The 17,399-nt window shown below is 71.1% G+C and carries 16 protein-coding genes; 5 read left to right on the forward strand and 11 right to left on the reverse strand.

Annotation, left to right across the window (positions count from 1 at the left end; genetic code table 11):
• The 3 genes from FYX01_RS24090 to FYX01_RS24100 all read right to left on the reverse strand — a co-directional run.
• Nucleotides 1-1,156: cbb3-type cytochrome c oxidase subunit I (locus FYX01_RS24090; RefSeq protein WP_150245506.1), on the reverse strand; the 1,156-nt coding region annotated here is incomplete at its 3' end.
• A gap of 290 nt (nt 1,157-1,446) precedes the next feature.
• Entirely contained in the window at nt 1,447-3,045 is a 1,599-nt protein-coding gene (locus tag FYX01_RS24095) for a polysaccharide deacetylase family protein (protein ID WP_150245509.1), read from the reverse strand.
• Between the two features lie 121 nt (nt 3,046-3,166).
• The gene (locus FYX01_RS24100; RefSeq protein ID WP_150245512.1) at nt 3,167-4,270 is read right to left on the reverse strand and encodes a pyroglutamyl peptidase; all 1,104 of its coding nucleotides are present in this window, start codon (nt 4,268-4,270) and stop codon (nt 3,167-3,169) included.
• Nucleotides 4,271-4,692: 422 nt separating this feature from the next.
• Here FYX01_RS24100 and amaB point away from each other — a divergent pair, with 422 nt between their 5' ends.
• The 3 genes from amaB (at nt 4,693) to FYX01_RS24115 (ending at nt 7,342) form a co-directional block, all read left to right on the forward strand.
• Entirely contained in the window at nt 4,693-6,240 is a 1,548-nt protein-coding gene (gene amaB / locus FYX01_RS24105; RefSeq protein ID WP_150245515.1) for an L-piperidine-6-carboxylate dehydrogenase, read from the forward strand.
• 140 nt (nt 6,241-6,380) lie between these two features.
• Complete coding sequence (locus tag FYX01_RS24110) at nt 6,381-6,848, forward strand: MarR family winged helix-turn-helix transcriptional regulator (protein ID WP_150245519.1); 468 nt, start codon at nt 6,381-6,383, stop codon at nt 6,846-6,848.
• A 65-nt stretch (nt 6,849-6,913) separates the two neighbouring features.
• Entirely contained in the window at nt 6,914-7,342 is a 429-nt protein-coding gene (locus FYX01_RS24115) for an organic hydroperoxide resistance protein (RefSeq protein ID WP_150245523.1), read from the forward strand.
• Nucleotides 7,343-7,415: 73 nt separating this feature from the next.
• On the opposite strand, the gene FYX01_RS24120 is transcribed toward FYX01_RS24115, so the two are convergent.
• The 4 genes from FYX01_RS24120 to FYX01_RS24135 all read right to left on the reverse strand — a co-directional run bounded on the left by FYX01_RS24120 (nt 7,416) and on the right by FYX01_RS24135 (nt 11,386).
• The gene (locus FYX01_RS24120) at nt 7,416-8,426 is read right to left on the reverse strand and encodes a hemolysin family protein (RefSeq protein WP_150245526.1); all 1,011 of its coding nucleotides are present in this window, start codon (nt 8,424-8,426) and stop codon (nt 7,416-7,418) included.
• Nucleotides 8,423-9,802, reverse strand: coding sequence for a hemolysin family protein (locus FYX01_RS24125; RefSeq protein WP_150245529.1), 1,380 nt, complete (start codon nt 9,800-9,802; stop codon nt 8,423-8,425). The genes FYX01_RS24120 and FYX01_RS24125 overlap by 4 nt, the downstream gene beginning before the upstream one ends.
• Nucleotides 9,803-10,032: 230 nt before the next feature.
• Nucleotides 10,033-10,593 (reverse strand): TrmH family RNA methyltransferase, encoded by a 561-nt coding sequence (locus FYX01_RS24130; RefSeq protein WP_150245532.1) that lies wholly within the window; start codon nt 10,591-10,593, stop codon nt 10,033-10,035.
• A gap of 124 nt (nt 10,594-10,717) precedes the next feature.
• Entirely contained in the window at nt 10,718-11,386 is a 669-nt protein-coding gene (locus FYX01_RS24135) for a class I SAM-dependent methyltransferase (RefSeq protein ID WP_150245535.1), read from the reverse strand.
• A gap of 141 nt (nt 11,387-11,527) precedes the next feature.
• On the opposite strand from FYX01_RS24135, the gene FYX01_RS24140 reads away from it, so the two are divergent.
• Together FYX01_RS24140 and FYX01_RS24145 are read left to right on the forward strand one after the other, a co-directional pair.
• A complete protein-coding gene (locus FYX01_RS24140; RefSeq protein ID WP_150245538.1) occupies nt 11,528-12,034 on the forward strand; it encodes a dsRBD fold-containing protein in 507 nt (168 codons plus the stop codon).
• 416 nt (nt 12,035-12,450) lie between these two features.
• Complete coding sequence (locus FYX01_RS24145; protein ID WP_150245541.1) at nt 12,451-13,719, forward strand: APC family permease; 1,269 nt, start codon at nt 12,451-12,453, stop codon at nt 13,717-13,719.
• Nucleotides 13,720-13,762: 43 nt separating this feature from the next.
• Here FYX01_RS24145 and FYX01_RS24150 read toward each other — a convergent pair whose 3' ends face one another.
• The 4 genes from FYX01_RS24150 to FYX01_RS24165 all read right to left on the reverse strand — a co-directional run bounded on the left by FYX01_RS24150 (nt 13,763) and on the right by FYX01_RS24165 (nt 17,394).
• A complete protein-coding gene (locus FYX01_RS24150; protein ID WP_150245544.1) occupies nt 13,763-14,524 on the reverse strand; it encodes an NUDIX hydrolase in 762 nt (253 codons plus the stop codon).
• The gene (locus FYX01_RS24155) at nt 14,521-15,255 is read right to left on the reverse strand and encodes an HAD family hydrolase (protein ID WP_150245547.1); all 735 of its coding nucleotides are present in this window, start codon (nt 15,253-15,255) and stop codon (nt 14,521-14,523) included. The genes FYX01_RS24150 and FYX01_RS24155 overlap by 4 nt, the downstream gene beginning before the upstream one ends.
• 142 nt (nt 15,256-15,397) lie before the next feature.
• A complete protein-coding gene (locus FYX01_RS24160) occupies nt 15,398-16,345 on the reverse strand; it encodes a VWA domain-containing protein (protein WP_150245550.1) in 948 nt (315 codons plus the stop codon).
• 80 nt (nt 16,346-16,425) lie between these two features.
• Entirely contained in the window at nt 16,426-17,394 is a 969-nt protein-coding gene (locus FYX01_RS24165; RefSeq protein WP_150245555.1) for a DUF58 domain-containing protein, read from the reverse strand.
• Between the last annotated feature and the right edge of the window lie 5 nt (nt 17,395-17,399).

Raw genomic sequence — 17,399 nt, forward strand, 5'->3', positions numbered from 1 at the left:
CGAAGTAGGAGTCGGTGACGTGGAAGTCGATGGGCGGCGAGGCCAGCAGCACACCGGTCAGACCGCCGAAGAGGAAGGTCACCAGGAACCCGATGGAGAAGAGCATCGGCGTCTCGAAGGTGATCTGGCCCCGCCACATCGTGCCGACCCAGTTGAAGAACTTCACCCCGGTGGGCACCGCGATGAGGAAGCTCATGAAGGCGAAGAAGGGCAGCAGCACCGCGCCGGTGGGGAACATGTGGTGTGCCCACACCGTCACCGACAGGCCCGTGATGGCGATCGTCGCCGCGACCAGGCCCTTGTAGCCGAAGATCGGCTTGCGGCTGAACACCGGCAGCACCTCGGTCACGATGCCGAAGAAGGGCAGCGCGATGATGTAGACCTCGGGGTGGCCGAAGAACCAGAACAGGTGCTGCCACAGGATCGTCCCGCCGTGCTCGGGGTGGTAGACCTGTGTGCCGACGATGCGGTCGGCGGCCAGGGCGATCAGGGCCGCGGTCAGCACCGGGAACGCGATGAGCACCAGAACACTGGTGAGCAGGATGTTCCAGGTGAAGATCGGCATGCGGAACATCGTCATGCCGGGCGCGCGCATGCACAGCCCGGTGGTGATGAAGTTGACCGCGCCCAGGATCGTGCCCAGACCGGAGACGATCAGGCCAAGGGCCCACAGGTCCCCGCCCAGCCCCGGGGAGCGGACCGGTCCCGAGAGCGGCGTGTAGGCGAACCAGCCGAAGTCGGCCGCGCCGCCGGGGGTGAGGAACCCGCTGAGGGCGATGAGGCTGCCGAACAGGAACAGGTAGTAGCTGAACAGGTTCATCCTGGGGAAGGCCACGTCGGGGGCGCCGATCTGCAGCGGCATGATGACGTTGCCGAAACCGATGAACAGCGGGGTCGCGAACATCAGCAGCATGATCGTGCCGTGCATGGTGAACATTGTGTTGAATTGATCGTTGGACATGACCTGCGTGCCCGGGAAGAACAGCTCGGCGCGCATGAGCACCGCCATGATGCCACCGATGAGGAAGAAGGTGAAGGCGGTGATGATGTACATGTACCCGATGATCTTGTGATCAGTCGAGGTGATCCAGTTGACGATGGTTCCCCTGGGGGCGGTTCCCTGCTCTTCCTCGGCCTCGGTTTTCGCTGGTGCCACTTCTCGTGCCTCCGTGCGGGAATGTGTGCGGATTAATGGAAAAAGGGGATTTTTCCTTTTTGGAATGGTTTGCGAAAGGGGTTCTCCTGTCCCCGAAAACGCAATCTATCCCACTGTCTCCGCCGGAGGTGTCGATTCTCCTCCGTGTTCCCGCCTTCGGGCGGCGAATTCCTCTGTGCCTTCGCCGGGGAACGGTTCTTCCCGCGGCGGCGCCCTTCCGGATCCGTGGGGGGACCCGGGCCCTGCCCCCGTGCGCCGCCGGAGCGGGGCGGGTCCTCGGGGAGGCGGTGTCAGGACACTCGGGCGTCGGTGTACACGTCGCCCGGCTCCAGGCCCGGGGCCCCGAAGACGTCGGTGACCGTGACGAAGTGGTAGCCCTGCCGGTGGAGTCCGGCCAGGACCGCCGGGATCGCCTGTACCGACGTCTCGTGGATGTCGTGGAAGAGCACCACGCTGCCGGGCACGGTGTGGGTCAGCGTGTGCTCGCTGACGGCGTCGCTGTCGCGGCTCTGCCAGTCCAGTGTGTCCACGTCCCACAGGACGAACGGCTGGTCCACCGACCGGCGCACCGTCCCGTCCAGTGATCCGTAGGGCGGCCGGATGGTCGGGGGAGAGAAGCCGGTCAGCTCGCGCACGGCCTCGTTGGTGCGTTTGATGTCCTTGCGGATCTCGGTGCCCGACATCTGTGCCAGGTCGTCGTGCTTCCAGGTGTGGTTGCCCAGTTCGTGGCCCTCCTCGGCCATCCGCCGCACCGGGTCGGGGAACTCGTTCACCAGCGATCCCAGGACGTAGAAGGTGGCTTGGGCGTCGTACGTCTCCAGGATGTCCAGCAGCGTGTCGGTGTGCTCGCCGGGTCCGTCGTCGAAGGTCAGCGCCACGCACTTGAGCCGCACGCAGTCCAGGGTGTGCCCCTGGGCGCTGAGCTCCTCGCCCAGCGGCAGGGCGTCGTCGGCGTTGTTTCCCGACAGTGCCGCCTCCCGGGCCTGGTAGCCCAGTTCGGACAGCAGTCCCTCGGTGTCCTCGGATTCCACGGGCACCAGCACCTCGTCGACCCGGCCCGCCGCGGGCACCTCCTCGGGATCCATCCGCACGGCCAGGCCGCCGGCCGTGCTGAAGGCCGTGTCCTCCAGCGGTGAGCCCGCCCAGCGCTCGGCGGCCGCGTGGGCCCGCTCGGGATCGGTCAGGTCGGGCCCTTCGCTCTTCTCGTCCCCCTCGTCGATCGGGCCGTCCGAGGGTGTGTCGTCGTCGGGGACCTCGGCCCCGGCCGTCGCGCCGTACGTCCCCCCACCGCCCTGGGCGACATCGCCGACCAGCCCGGGCAGTTGCTGAGTGGGGATGTTGTACCCCTCCTCCAGCATCTCTGCGAGCGCCAGGTGGGCCCGCTGGATCGCCTCCTCGTCGCGGAACAGCGACGTCCACGGCAGTACCTCGCCGCTCTGGGAGTCGTACCACAGAGTGCCGGCCTCGAAGGTCTCGCCCATCCCGGCCGAGGTGGTCACGGTCAGCCGTGCGCCCACCACGTCGGGGGAGGCGGCCAGGATGGTCACGTCCTGGTGCAGTTCGGGTGTGCCCCGGTCCGGGATCTCCTCCAGGAAGGCGGTCTGCCGCTGGGCCATGCGGGTACGCGTCTCCACCGTCAGCGGATGGGCGCCGCCCAGCATCGGGTAGCGGTAGCTCACCACGCTGTGGTCGGTGGCCACCGTCACCGTCCGTGCCCGTAGCCCGACCATGTCGTCGGGGGAGGTCCGGACCGCCTCGGCGTAGGGCAGGGCCTGTTCCGCGGAATGGCAGCCCGGGACCAGGAGCAGGCCAAGGGCGGCGCTGACGGAGATTTTTCGTCGCAGAGAGGTGAGAGCCACGAGGGGACCATATCCGAGCAGCCCGCCCATGTGTGAATCACTTCGCGGTAACACGGTGACTCTGCGTCGAACGGGGGCGTGGGGGGACTCCGTCCGTGATCCGCGGCGGACACCGAGCGGTCCCGGGCCCGCCGGGGTCGCGGGGAGGGGCCTATTCCTTCGCCTCGGTGCTGTTCCGCTCCCCCTCCTGCGCCGCGGCGGCGGCCACGGCCGCCACGACCAGGCGCACCTGGGCCAGGATCTCGGCGTTCTCCCCCGGTTCCGGGTCCCCCGCCATGGGCAGGTGTACGTGCCCGGCCGGGACCCGCTGACCTGACCTGTCCCGCAGCAGGGTGTTGCGGTAGGCGATCTCGTTGGACAGGTAGTCCCCGCCGCCCCCGGAGCGTGCGGTCGAACCCCGGGTGGGACCGTCCGGGCGTTCCACCGTGCCACCGCCGTCCGCCGGGACCTCGGCCACCTCGGTGTTGACCACCACCGGGTAGGGGCTCTGGTCCGCCGCCTCCACGATCCGCTCGTGGGGCAGCGAGGAGCGCGTCCACTCCGGGGCGTCCGGCAGGGCGACCTTCCCCGTGCGCGACACGTCCAGGTTGTCCTCGCAGCCTCCGCGCCAGGCGCCGTTCCACACCTCCAGGTCGAAGCGCCCCGGCCGTCCGCGGCTGAGCGTCACGACCGCGTCCACGCGCCCGTACCAGCCGGCCAGCGCCTCCTCCACCAGACCCGCGTCGAAGTCGTCCCAGCGCACCGGGAACACGGCGGTGCGTACCACGGCCGTGCGCACGCCCACGGGGAAGGTCCACCCGTTCAGGTCCAGCGCCGCCGCACCGGAGGGGTTGGAGCGCTCCGGGTTCCCGTCCAGTTCGAAGGGGTCGAAGCCGGTCACGATCACCCGGACCCACCGGTCACCGGGTGGGAAGTCGAGGTCGGCCATACCGCGGGAGCCGGTCTCCAGCAGGTGCAGCAGATCGGCGCGCTCGGCGTCGGAGAGGGGGAAGTCCGGCTGCCAGGAACGCAGCCTGGCGGCCAGCACCAGCCGTGCCCAGTACAGGGGGCGGTCGTCGGTTCCGTCCCGGGCGGCCTCCGTCCACAGCCGGGACGCGTGTGCGGCGACCACTTCCCGGGCCTGGGAGAGGTCGTCGCTCGCCCGCAGGCCGGCGCTGAACAGGGGGTCGGCGGCGTGGAAGCCGGAACGGGTCAGGATCGCGCGCGGTCCGGGGAGACCGGCGCGCTCCTCTTCGGGGGTGGTGTGGTGGGGCAAGGGGTCGCCAACTGTTGTGTTTTCTCAGCGAACGCCGTCTTTTCGCGACGCGTGTCTCTGTTGGGCAGGTCCTGGGGTCACGGGGGCTGTCGTGCTCGCCAAGGTGCGGGTGGGACGACCGGGATGCGTGGTTCGCCGGACGGGCGCGGCCACGTTCCGTGACCCCGGCTGTTCGATCCTACCAATCGAACACCCGCCGGGGCCGGGGAGCCCATGGCCGGGGGCACGCCCTCCGGGAGAGAGTGCGGGTTCGAGCCGTGCCCCGGCGCGGGCCCGCGCCGGGGCACGGCTCGAACTGCTCCGGGGGAGTGCGGCGTGATGCGGGGACCGGAGCCGGGGATAGACGCCGGGGTGGACCGCGGGGTCCGGACTTGGCAGTGTGTGTAGTGACCGCTGGCCCCTCTCAACGGAGAGAGAAACACATGCGCACCTTCGCCCTTCCCGACACCGAGGTCCTCGCCGAGCGCGCGCGGGCCGCCCTGGACCGGTGCGGCCTCGACCGGCCGCGTGAGCCGGCCGGATCCGCCGGTGCGGCCAGGACGCCCATCACCGGGCAGGAGCTCTTCCCCCTCGGCCACGACGACGCCGCCTCCGTCGAGCGGGCCGTCACCACGGCCCACGAGACCTTCTCCTCCTCCTGGCGTGACACTCCCGCCCCCGTGCGCGGGCGGCTCGTCCACCGGCTCGGTGAGCTGCTGCGCGAGCACAAGGGCGACCTGGCCGAGCTGGTGACCCTCGAGGCGGGCAAGATCCGCTCCGAGGCCCTGGGCGAGGTCCAGGAGATGATCGACATCTGCGATCTGGCCGTGGGTATGTCCCGGCAGCTGTACGGGCGCACCATGCCCTCCGAGCGGCCCGGCCACCGCCTCATGGAGACCTGGCATCCATTGGGCGTGGTCGGTGTGATCACCGCGTTCAACTTCCCGGTGGCCGTGTGGTCGTGGAACACGTGCGTGGCCCTGGTGTGCGGCGACACCGTGGTGTGGAAGCCCTCGGAGCTGACCCCGCTGACCGCGCTGGCCTGCCACGGCCTGCTCATGCGCGCGGCGGACGACGTCGGCGCGCCCCCGGACGTCCACCAGGTGGTGCTGGGGGGACGGGAGGTCGGAGAGGCCCTGGTGGAGGACCACCGCGTGTCGCTGCTGTCGGCGACCGGTTCGACCGCGATGGGGCGCGAGGTCGCGCCCAGGGTGGCCGCCCGCATGGGCCGCTACCTGCTGGAGCTGGGGGGTAACAACGCGGCGGTGGTCGCTCCGTCGGCGGATCTGGACCTGGTGGTGCGCGGCAGTGTCTTCTCGGCCGCCGGTACCGCGGGCCAGCGCTGCACGACCCTGCGCCGCCTCATCGTGCACGAGGACGTGGTCGAGGAGGTCACCCGGCGCGTCGTGGACGCCTACAAGCAGCTGCGCGACCGGATCGGCGACCCTTTCGAGGAGTCCACCCTGGTGGGTCCGCTGGTGGGTGAGCGCGGGTACACGGCCATGCGCGAGGCGCTGGAGCGCGCCGGGGCCGACGGCGGAGAGGTGCTCGTCGGCGGTGGGCGGCGCCTGGCGGAGGAGGCCGCCGAGGCCTACTACGTCGAGCCCGCGGTGGTGCGCATGCCCGAGCAGACCGGGGTGGTGCGGGAGGAGACCTTCGCGCCGATCCTGTACGTGATGGCCTACAGCACCCTGGAGGAGGCCGTACGGATGCACAACGGCGTGCCCCAGGGCCTGTCGTCGGCGATCTTCACCCAGGACCAGGCCGAGTCCGAGCGGTTCCTGGCCGCGGCCGGCTCCGACTGCGGGATCGTCAACGTCAACATCGGTACCTCCGGCGCGGAGATCGGCGGCGCCTTCGGCGGGGAGAAGGACACCGGCGGCGGCCGCGAGTCGGGTTCGGACGCGTGGAAGGCCTACATGCGCCGGGCGACCAACACGGTCAACTACGGTGGCGAGCTGCCGCTGGCCCAGGGGGTCAGCTTCCTGTGAGCACGCGGTGCCCGGGCCCTGGTGAGGGGTGCGGGCACGGGGCGGCGCACAAAAAAATTGTGCGCCATCATGTTGGACCCAATCAAATTCTGTTACGGTGGTGCCCGACCGGCGGTCCCGTACGCGTGGGAGGGAACACCGTGGCCGAAGCGGAAGGGGACAACCCCCTCGCCCTGGACAATCAGCTGTGCTTCTCCCTCTACGCGGCCTCCCGGGCCCTGACCGGGCTGTACCGGGAGCTGCTGGGGGACCTGGGGCTGACCTACCCGCAGTACCTGGTCATGCTCGTGCTCTGGGAACGCGGGACACTCACCGTCAAGGAGCTCAGCCGCGCCCTGCACCTGGACTCGGGAACGCTCTCGCCGCTGCTGCGACGCCTGGAGGGCGCCGGACTGCTGACCCGTGAACGCAGCGCCACCGACGAGCGCGTCGTGGAGGTCTCGGTCACGCGCGAGGGCGAGGAGCTGCGGGCACGCGCCGAGGGGGTCCCCGACCGCGTCCTGTGCGCCGCCGACCTCTCCCCGGACCGGGCGGCGGAGCTGCGGGACGCGCTCGGCCAGATCACACGTTCGGTGGAGACGGTCTCCAACAGGCACCTCTCCTGTTGAGGCCGCCTCCCGGACCCAACCGTCCCAACCACAGCGACCACGTGTCGTCAACGAGAAAGGCAAACATGGCATACGAAGAGATGTACACGGCCAACGCCACCGTCACCGGCGAGGGCCGCAAGGGCACCGGAAGGACCGACGACGGCCGCCTGGAGGTCGACCTGTCCGTACCCAAGGGCATGGGCGGCGACGACGGTGTCGGCACCAACCCCGAGCAGCTCTTCGCCGTCGGCTACGGCGCTTGCTTCCACGGCGCGCTCAAGGCGACCGCCCGCAAGGACGGAACCAGCGTCGAAGACTCCACCGTCGAGGCCCAGGTCAGCATCGGCAAGTCCGACGACGGCCTGGACCTGTCCGTCACGCTCACCGTCACCATCCCGGGCGTGGACCAGGCCAAGGCCGACGAGCTGGTCCAGGGCGCCCACCAGATGTGCCCCTACTCCCGCGCCACGCGCGGCAACATCGAGGTGAACCTGGCGGCCAAGACCGCCTAGGCACCACCAGAGCGGAGGGGGAGGGCGCGCGGTGCGCGCCCTCCCCCTCGCGTCACGGCCTCGCGGAGAGGCCTCAGACGGCCGCCTCCAGCAGCAGCAGGCGGTCCAGGATGTCCTGGAAGGTGACCAGGCCGATCACCTCTCCGTCCGCCTCCACCAGGGACAGGTGGCTGCGGCTATCGCGCATGATGCTCATCGCCGCGTACATCGGCGTCTGCGAGGGCAGGGTGAGCACCGGGCGCATCAGGTCGGCCGCCGTCGTGCCCTGCGCGTCCGTCAGCGCCTCACGCACGTGCAGCACGCCCACCGGCTCGCCCAGCTCCATCACCACCAGGCGCAGGTGCGTGGACTCCCGCGACACGCGCTTGATCTCCTCCACGTCCGCGTCGGGGGCCACCGAGGCGATCTCCTCGCGCCGGGTGACGATCTCGTCCAGCGGACGTGAGTTGACCTCCAGCGCGGTGGCCAGCTGGTCGCGCCGTTCGGCGTCCAGCGCCCCGGCCTTGGCCGAGTGCTCCACCAGTTCGCGCACGTCGTCGGGACCGTGCCCGGCCGACATCTCGTCCACGGCGTTCACACCGAAGCGGTGCAGGCACCAGTTGGCCATGCCGTTCAGCATCAGCAGCAGCGGCCGGGTGAGCCACATGAAGGCCCGCATCGGTACGGCCAGCATGGTCGCCGACTTCTCCGGGTGCGAGATCGCCCAGGACTTGGGCGCCATCTCACCCACGACCAGGTGCAGGAACGTCACGATGACCAGTGAGAGCACGAACGAGGCCACCGTCGACACCGCGTGCGGCAGACCCGCGAACAGGGGCTCCAGCAGGTGGTGGACGGCGGGCTTGGAGATCGCGCCCAGCGCCAGCGTGCACAGCGTGATGCCCAGCTGCGAGCCGGCCAGGAGCAGTGACAGGTCGCGCGCGCTGCGCAGGGCCGCCCGCGCCGAAACGCTCGTCTCCGCGGCCTCCTCCAGCCGGTAGCGGCGGGCCGCCACCAGCGCGAACTCGATGGCCACGAAGAACGCGCTCAACACGATGATGGCCGCGGTCAGCACCAGCGCCAGCCACACGTTCATGTCGCTCACGCGTGCACCTCCGTTCCGCTCTCGGCCGCCTCGCACAGGTGCAGCTCCACCGTGTGCGGAACGTGCCTGTGCACGGTGTTGACGGTCAGGGTCAGCGCCATGTCGGGGTCTTCCTCGTGCGCGCTGTTCGGGCGGGGCAGGCTGACCTGGGTCCGGTCGCCCACCTCGGGCAGCCGGTGGAGCTCGTGGATGACCAGCCCGCCCACGGTCTCGTAGTCGCCCGGGGGCAGGTCGTGGCCGATCAGCCGCTCGACCTCGTCGATGTGCAGCGCGCCCGGGACCAGGTAGGAGCCCTCGCCCTCCAGGTAGGCGGGCGACTCCTCCTCCGGGGTGTGCTCGTCGGCGATCTCGCCGACCAGCTCCTCGGCCAGGTCCTCGGTCGTGATGACCCCGGCCAGCCCGCCGTACTCGTCCACGACGCAGGCGAACTCCTCGTTCGCCTCGCGCAGCCGGTTCAGCAGTACCGGCAGCGGCAGTGACACGGGCACCATCACCGTCTCCCGGGCCACTTCGCTGACCTTGACGTCGGACAGGCGGCGATCGCCCAGTGCGAGCACGTCGCGCAGGCAGATGACGCCGACGATGTCGTCCACGCCGTCGCCCAGGACCGGGAAGCGCGAGTGGTCGGAGGCCATCAGCTCCACGACCCGGCTGACCGGGTCGCCCTCCTCCACGGTGGTCACCTCGGGGCGCGGGATCATCGCGTGTTCGGCGGTGCGGTCGTGGAAGTCCAGGGTGCGGTCCAGCAGCGTGGACAGCTCTGCGGGCAGGTCACCGCTCTCCCGGGACTCGGCGATGATGCTCTCCAGGTCGCGCGGTGTCGCCGCGTGCTGGACGTCCTCCACCGGCTCGATCCGCACTGCCCTGAGCAGCAGGTTCGCGGCCTGGTCGAACAGCCAGATGACCGGGCCGAAGATCCTCAGGTAGATCCTGGTGGACAGCGCCAGCCAGCGCGCCACCGGCTCGGGCCGGGCGATGGCCAGGTTCTTGGGGAAGAGCTCGCCGAAGACCATCTGCACGATGGTGGAGAACAGCAGCGCGAGGACGGTTCCCACGGCCACGCCGGTCCCCGCGGGGACCCCGACGACACCGAGGAGTTCGCCGACGCCCTGGCCGATCATGGGTTCGGCCACGTAACCGACCAGCAGCCCGGTCACGGTGATGCCCAGTTGGGCGCCGGAGAGCATGAAGGACGTGCGTCTGGTGATGCCCAGGGCCCGCTTGGCCCCGGTGTCACCGGCTGCGGCCCGCGCCCGCAGGCGCGAGCGGTCCACGGCCATGAAGCCGAATTCCTGGGCGACGAAGTATCCCGTCGCCACGGTGATCAGGAAGACCACCAGAGCCCCGAGGGCGATACTGAGAACGGTGCTCATCATCGGGCACGCACCGCCTGGGACCGCTTCGCGGCATGGTTCCTACGAAGGTGCGCGCCCCTCGTAGAAGGGGGCTCGTCGTCTGGGTCGCAGCATCCTGTGTGGATGCTGCCGGTACTTCGGGACGGGTCCACTGTTCCTCTCTCTGCGCCTTGTGCGCGTTGACGGTGTGACAGGAGTGGCCTGTTCTGGAGATAGGGACGAAGAACCGCGGGAGAAAGTTCCCCGCGTGCTCAGTTCCCGACGGGGGCGTCGGTCTCCCCGCCGAAGGAGGCCCACTCACGGCGGCGGGCCTCGGCGAGCGCGATCGCGGTGGCCACGGCCACGTTCAGCGATCCCACCCGTCCGATCTGCGGAATGTAGGTGATGGCGTCCGCGCCCGCCAGGAGCGCGGGGGAGCAGCCGTGGTCCTCGGCGCCCACGGCCAGGCACACGTCGGGCTCCAGCGGGGCGGCGTGCAGCGGTACGGCGCCGCCGGCCAGCTCGACCGCCACCACCTTGTACCCGTCGTCGCGCGCGGCGGCCAGGGCCTCGGGGGTGGAGGACAGCCGTGTGTGCTCCACCTTCGTGGCGGTGCCCAGGGCGGTCTTGCCGACCTTGGAGTCGTCGGGGTCGGCGCTGTTGCCCGTGAGCCAGAGGTGGTCGACGCCGAAGGTCGCGCAGGTGCGCAGGATCGACCCCAGGTTGAAGGGCTGGGTGACCGATTCGACGAGAAGGGCGAGACGCCCCTCGGTGCGCCTGCGCCACTGGCGGTTCAGGCGTTTGACGTCCGTAGGACGCAACTGCGTGCTCAACTGCGGTGTGTTCCTCGACGGGTGTGTCCGGGCTGGTCCCGGCTGGGCGGTTGTCCGCCACAGAGTATCGGTCACCGCGTGTGCGTGCACGCGGTGACCCTGGCACATCCAGGCAAAGGGTGACTCAAGCCCCGGAACGCCGTACCGCCAGCACCCGGAAGCCCGCCCGTGAGGCCACGCGCTCGGCGGGCAGCCCCTGTGCGTCCAGCCACTTCTGCAGTGAGTCCGAGCCCAGGTGGCGCTGTACCACCAGGTGGGCCACGCCCTCGGGGGTGAGCCGCCCCAGCCAGGTGCGCAGCATCGCGTGCAGCACGTCCTTGCCCACACGGATGGGCGGATTGGACCACACCGCGTCGAAGGGGCCGAGCAGGTTTCGGGCCGTGGGCGCCGCAGTGCCGTCCCCGCCGTTCCGCGCCGCTTCGTCCACGGCCGGGGCGCCCTCGGGTCCCACCACCGCGAAGCGCGCGTTGTCCAACCCGTGCTCGGCGGCGTTGCGCCGGGCCAGGTCCACGGCGCGGGTGTTGACGTCCACGCCCAGTACCCGTGCTCCCGGGGCGCGCGAGGCCATCGTCAGGGCGATGGGGCCGTAACCGCAGCCCAGGTCGAGCAGGCGCCCCCGGGCGGGCGGCGCCGGGACCGTCTCCAGCAGCACCCGTGTGCCGAGGTCGACCTTGTCGGGGGAGAACACGCCCCGGTCGGTGCGCAGCCGCAGGTGCAGGTCCGGCAGAACCAGGTCGGCGGTGGAGGGGCGGCTGGCGGCGCCCGGATCGGAGTCGAAGTAGTGCTGGGCCACGCCGTGACGCTACCAGGGCCCGAGCGGGGCGCCGTACCGGGCAAAAACCTCGTGTTCCCCCAGGAACGAAATCTCCAATCCCCAGGACCCGGGCGTCCGGAGTGGCGAAGATGGAGGTATCCGACGTTTGTGGGAGAACCCATGCGAGCACAGGTAGGAGACCGACTGGTAGTCGAGAGTCCGCGTGCCGACACCCACCGCAGGACGGGCGTCGTCACCGGGGTCCGGGGGGTCGGAGGGTCGCCTCCGTACCAGGTGCACTGGTCCGACGCGGAGAAGGGACACGACGCCCTGATCTACCCGGGGCCGGACGCACACGTGGAACACCCGCCCGGTGGTACGGGCGCGGACGCGGAGGGGGCCGATGCCATGCAGACGATGAAGCGTTGGAACGTCGATGTCGTCGTCGCCGAGGAGAGTGAGGGCGACAGCGCGCGGACCTGGGCGGAGGTGGGCCTGGTCGCCGACGACGGGACGGCGTTGAGGGGGCACGGGATGGCCCGCAAGCACCCCACGGACCTGGACGTGCCCGAGATCGGGGAGGAGCTCGCGGTCTCTCGCGCCCTGTCCGACCTCTCGCGCCAGCTCCGCCAGGTCGCGGCCGAGGACATCAACGACCACAGCGGCCTCCCGTGGCGGCCCACCTGAGCGGTGGGAGCCGCTGCCCTCGCCTCACGCGGGCCGCCCGAGCGCCTGGGCCCGGACCGGTTTTCGGTCCGGGCCCTTGGTATGGGCTCGGGCGTTGGGATGCGGGGCACCGCGCCGACACCGTGCGGACCGGAAGTGGTCACCTTCGCCATGAGTCGTTTGCGCTCGCCGGTCACCGGGATCGGGCACACTCGGAAGTCGGGCGCGGCCACCGCCGGGAGGCGGAGGGGCCGTTGCGGCTCGGAGGGGCCGCAACGCCGCCGTGCCCGCCCAGGCCGTGCCGGGGAGTGTGCGTCAGCCGGCACACCAGGTCCACCGCCACGGTCCGAGGTGGCGCCGCGCTTTTACCGGAGGTGTCCGGGGGAAGGCGCGCTACCGTCGGCGTGCGCGCCGGAGCACCCACGCAAGGAGACTCGTTGCCCACCTCTTCCGGACCCCAGGCCGGACCCGCCCGTGTCCTTGGCACCGTGGACGCCGTCGCCATCGGCGCGGGCGCGATGCTCGGCGCCGGAGTGTTCACCGTCTTCTCCCCGGCCGCGCTCGGCGCCGGCGCATGGCTGCCCGTGGCCATCCTCATCGCGGGCACCGTCGCCTACTGCAACGCCGTCTCCTCGGCCAGGCTCGCCGCCCGACACCCCGAGTCCGGGGGCGCCTACGTCTACGGGCGCGAGCGCCTGGGAGAGCTGTGGGGCTACCTGGCGGGCTGGTCCTTCGTCGTCGGCAAGATCGCCTCCTGCGCGGTCATGGCGCTGACCTTCGCCGCCTACCTCCTGCCGGGCTGGGAGAAGCCCGTGGCGACGGCCGCCGTGCTCGCGCTCACCGCGCTCAACTACCGGGGGGTCCGGCGCTCCACGCTGGTGGTCAAGGTTCTCCTCGTCGTGGTCCTGGCGGTCCTGGCCGCCGCGATCGTGGCGATGGTCCTCAGCGGGCGGCTGGCGGCCGTCGCCCAGGTGGAGGGCCTGGGCCCCTGGCCCGGCTCCTTCGGTGTGCTGGGCGCCGCCGGGATGGTCTTCTTCGCCTTCGCCGGGTACGCGCGCGTGGCCACCCTGGGCGGTGAGGTCCGCGACCCCGAGACCACCATCCCCCGCGCCATCACCCTGGCCCTGGGCGGGGTCCTCCTGCTGTACCTGGTCATCGGTACCGGCCTGTTGATCGTGCTGGGCCGCGAGCGCCTGTCCACCACCACCACTCCGATGGTCGACGCCGTCCAGGTCGCCGGGTTCTCCTGGCTGGCCCCGGTCGTGGTCGCCGGCGCCGCCGTGGCGAGCCTTGGCGCCCTGCTCTCCCTGGTCCTGGGGGTCTCCAGGACCACCGCCGCGATGGCCGCCGACGGGCACCTGCCCCGCTCCCTCGCGGTCGTCCACGAACGGTTCGGGGTACCGCACCGGGCCGAGCTGCTGGTCGCCGTACTGGTGATCGGCCTGGTTCTGCTCACCGACCTGCGCGGCGCCATCGCCTTCTCCGCCTTCGGCGTCCTGGTGTACTACGCCATCACCAACGCCTCGGCGCTGCGGCTGGGGGCCGACGAACCCCGCCCGCCCCTGGTGGTGCCCCTGACCGGGCTGGTCGGGTGCGTGGTGCTGGCGTGCAGCCTGCCTCTGCCCGCGGTCATCACCGGCATGGCCGTCCTGGCGCTGGGCGCGGGCCTGTGGTGGCTGCGCGAGCGGTTCGCCCTGCGCTTCTGACGCCTGTGACGGGTGCTCTCCGGCCCCGGGGGGCGGAGACGCCTCAGGGGCGGCTGTGCCGTGCCATGTAGGCCAGACCGCGCTGAGCGGTCGCGGACAGCCGGAGCCCGGCCACCTCCTCGGGGGTGAACCAGCCGCTGTCGGCGGTCGAGCCGTTCTCCTCCAGCACCCTGGCCGGTCTCGGACTGGCGACGAACACGTGGAAGAACACCCACACCGCGTAGATCTCGTGGCCGCCGGGCTGGCCCCGGTGGTGGCTGGAGACGGTGAGCAGGTCGCCGACCTGGCCGTCCTGGCCGGTCTCCTCGGCCACCTCGCGCCGCAGTGCGGCGCGCACGTCCTCGCCCGCGTCCACGCCGCCACCCGGAAGGTGCCAGGTGCCGGCGCCGGGGAAGCCCTCGGCGATGCGGCTCAGCAGCACGCGGCCGTCGGGGCCGTCGACGATCCCGTAGGAGGCGAACCGGCGCAGCCGCGGGCGGTCCTGGGGCAGGTCCTCTCCGGCGGCCAGTTCGGTGGGGGAGGGGGAGAGCCCGCTTCCCGCGGCGGCCGAGGGCCAGGCGGCGCGGGTCCCGGCCTCGGCGAAGACCACCCGGTCGATGTGCAGGGGTGTGCCGTCGGGTGCCTCCACCAGCTCGGTGAGCACGTCCACGGCGCGCAGGGACGTGTTCGGGGACAGGCCGCCCAGGTCGCGGACCACCTCCGCCGGGTCCTGTCCGAACAGCACGCGGCCGCCGAGCACCGTGGACCCGGTGACCAGGTGCGCGGTGACACGCCGCTGCGGTTCGCCGGGGGAGGGAGGGGTCACAGCGTTCCCGCTGCGGGGGCCACGCTGGGCAGGCCGACCATGCGCAGCAGGTCGTCCAGGTTGGTGACGGTGCTCACGGACTCGAAGCGCTGCTGGCCTCGACGGTCGACCATGACCGGGTGCATGCGCGCGGCCACGGCCCCCACACCGTCGGCCTGGATCTGGTCGCCCACGTGCCAGCAGGCGGTGGGGTCCACGCCCAGGCGCTGGGCGGCCGTGTGGAAGATGCGCGGGTCGGGCTTGCCCGTCCCGGCGGTGTCGGCGCACACCACGGCGTGGAAGTAGGGGGCCAGCTCCAGGGCCTGCAGTTTGGCGTGCTGGAGGGCCTCGATGCCGTTGGTGACCACGGCCAGGCGGTATCCGGCCGACGCCAGGGCGTTCAGGGCGGGGATCGTGTCGGGGAAGACCTGCCAGGCCGAGCGGTGCGCGTCCAGGTAGAGGCGGTAGAGGTCGTCGCAGTGCTGGTCGGCGATGTCGGCGTGTCCGGCCTGGACGGCCAGGGCGCGGATGCGCTCGCGGCGCTGCTGTTCCAGGCTCAGTCGGCCGCGCAGGTAGGAGCCGAAGGAGAGCTCGGTCTGTACGTCCCACAGACTGCGGGCGGCACCGAAGTCAGGGTGACCGAGCCGCTCCATGACCGCGCGGAGCCCCGTGGACGACGCGGCGAGATCGTCGATGAGGGTGTCGTCCAGGTCGAAGCAGATCGCCGTCGGTGCTGCGGGTGTGTTCGGCATCGTTCCTCAAGTGAATGGGCATGACAAAACATGCCAACGCTAACCCGTGGACATGACGGAAAAGGTGTAAACCCCACCTAAAGGTATGTGACCCAGGCCACTAAAAGGGGGGTGAGGTCGGCCCGGGGCCGATCCCGCGGACTCACGGAAGCCGCTGGAACCACAGCAGTGACGTCACGGCCGTGGCCATCGACAGTATGATCGCCACCAGGACGAACCGTGTGACAATCTCCTCGTGTACCACCTCGGTACCCAGCGAGGAGCCGATGTTCCGGTAGACCTCGTTGAGCTCCGTCTCGCTCTCGGCCTCGTAGAAGTATCCGCCGGTGTCCTGGGCCAGGCCGCGCAGCGCCTCCTTGTCGATGTCCGCGGGCACCTGGTAGCCGTCGATCTCGATCATCGCCGCGCCCGTGCCGAACGCGATCGCCGACACAGGTACCTCCTGTTCGGCCGCCACCGCCGCCGCCTGCGAGATGTCACGTCCGCTGGTGTTCTCCCCGTCCGACAGGAGCACCACCGCCGACGGGGGCGGGTCCTCCTGGGCCTCCTCGTCGAAGCTGCGGATCGCCTCCAGCGAGGCGAACACGCCCTCGCCGATCGCCGTGCCCGGGCCCAGTTGCAGGTTCTCGATCGACCCGATCACCGCCTGGTGGTCGTGGGTGGGGGAGGAGACCACCGTCGCCGTCGAGGAGAAGGCCACCAGTCCCACGTTGAACCGGTCCGGCAGCGTCTCCACGAACCCCTGCGCCGACTCCTTGGCCGCGTTCAGGCGGTCGGGATCGATGTCGGTGGCCGCCATCGATAGCGACACGTCCACCGCCACCATGATCGTCGCCCGCTCACGCGGCTGCTCCACCGGCATCGCGGGTAGCGCCATCGAGGTGATGAGCGCTCCGAGAGCCAGCGTGAACAGCACCGCCGGGACGTGCCTGCGCACGTCCGGGCGGTGTGGGGCCACCTGGTCCAGCAGCGACAGGTTGGTGAAACGCATCGTGTACTCGCGCCGCTGGGTCTGCGCGAACACGTATGCCCCGATGAGCAGAACGATGAGGAGCAGCCACCACAGCCGCTGGGGCTCCAGGAAGGTCATCGTTCAGTCCCCCGTTGCGTAGGCTCTGTCCCGCGGGTCGGCGCCCGCACCCTCGTTCGGTCCCATGGTGGCCCCCTCGCTCACCCGGGCGTTCCTGGGGTGTGGCGGGCCAGATGGTGCGCGGTACGTCGCTGGTGGATGACGAACCGTGCCGTATCCAGTACCCAGTCCCGGTCGGTTCGTAGCGACAGGTGGTGGACCCCGCACCGGCGCAGTGCGCCGCGCACCGCCGCGCGCTGGTCGGCGGCCGCCTGGCGGTAGCGCTCGCGCACCGCCCGGGTCAGCCGTATGTCGCGCACCCTGCCCGTGCGGGGATCGCTCAGAGTCACGTCGCCCACATCGGGCACGTCCAGTTCGCGTGGGTCGACCACCTCCACCACCAGTACCTGGTGACGTGTGGCCAGCTGCCTCAGCGGGCGCTCCCAGGTGATCTCGCCGCCGAAGGCGGGCGTGTCCAGGAAGTCGGAGATCACCACCCGCAGGCCGCGACGGCGACGGGTGCGCACCAGGTCCGACAGCGCGTCGGCCAGGGTGGCCTGGTGCGGCGAGGGATCGCGCTCGTCACCGGTCGGTGCCGCGGCCACCGTGGCCAGCAGCGCCAGCAGCGCCTCCTTGCCCGAGCGGGCGGGCCAGCGCCGGACCCTGCCCTGGTGTAGGAAGTGGGCGCCGAACCGGTCGCCCACACGCTGGGTGAGCAGGTTGGCCGCCACCATCGCGCCGACCGCCACCTCGTGCTTGGAGCGCAGGCCCGTGCCGAAGTTCATGCTCGGCGACAGGTCCAGCAGGGTCCAGCTCTCCAGCTCGCGGTCGGCGACCAGGTCGCGCACGTGCGGTGTGGTGGTACGGGCGGTGACCGACCAGTCCATGTGCCGCACGTCGTCCTCGCCCGGCTGGTACACGCGGGCCTCGGCGGCCTCCGAGCCCGGGCCCAGGCGCAGCCCCAGGTGCTCACCGTGCAGCAGCCCCTCCAGCCGGTGCACGATGCGCAGGTCCAGACGGCGCAGTGCGGCGCGCAGGCGGGGATCGGTACCGATCGCGGGAGTGGTCACGGCCC

It is taken from the genome of Nocardiopsis quinghaiensis (assembly GCF_008638365.1).
Classification (GTDB): Bacteria; Actinomycetota; Actinomycetes; order Streptosporangiales; family Streptosporangiaceae; genus Nocardiopsis; species Nocardiopsis quinghaiensis.

Excerpts from the sequence above, each read along its gene's own strand:
- FYX01_RS24095 (WP_150245509.1), bottom strand. The coding sequence starts at position 3,045 with ATGGGCGGGCTGCTCGGATATGGTCCCCTCGTGGCTCTCACCTCTCTG.
- amaB (WP_150245515.1), top strand. The coding sequence starts at position 4,693 with ATGCGCACCTTCGCCCTTCCCGACACCGAGGTCCTCGCCGAGCGCGCG.
- FYX01_RS24115 (WP_150245523.1), top strand. The coding sequence starts at position 6,914 with ATGGCATACGAAGAGATGTACACGGCCAACGCCACCGTCACCGGCGAG.
- FYX01_RS24125 (WP_150245529.1), bottom strand. The coding sequence starts at position 9,802 with ATGATGAGCACCGTTCTCAGTATCGCCCTCGGGGCTCTGGTGGTCTTC.
- FYX01_RS24140 (WP_150245538.1), top strand. The coding sequence starts at position 11,528 with ATGCGAGCACAGGTAGGAGACCGACTGGTAGTCGAGAGTCCGCGTGCC.
- FYX01_RS24155 (WP_150245547.1), bottom strand. The coding sequence starts at position 15,255 with ATGCCGAACACACCCGCAGCACCGACGGCGATCTGCTTCGACCTGGAC.
- FYX01_RS24160 (WP_150245550.1), bottom strand. The coding sequence starts at position 16,345 with ATGACCTTCCTGGAGCCCCAGCGGCTGTGGTGGCTGCTCCTCATCGTT.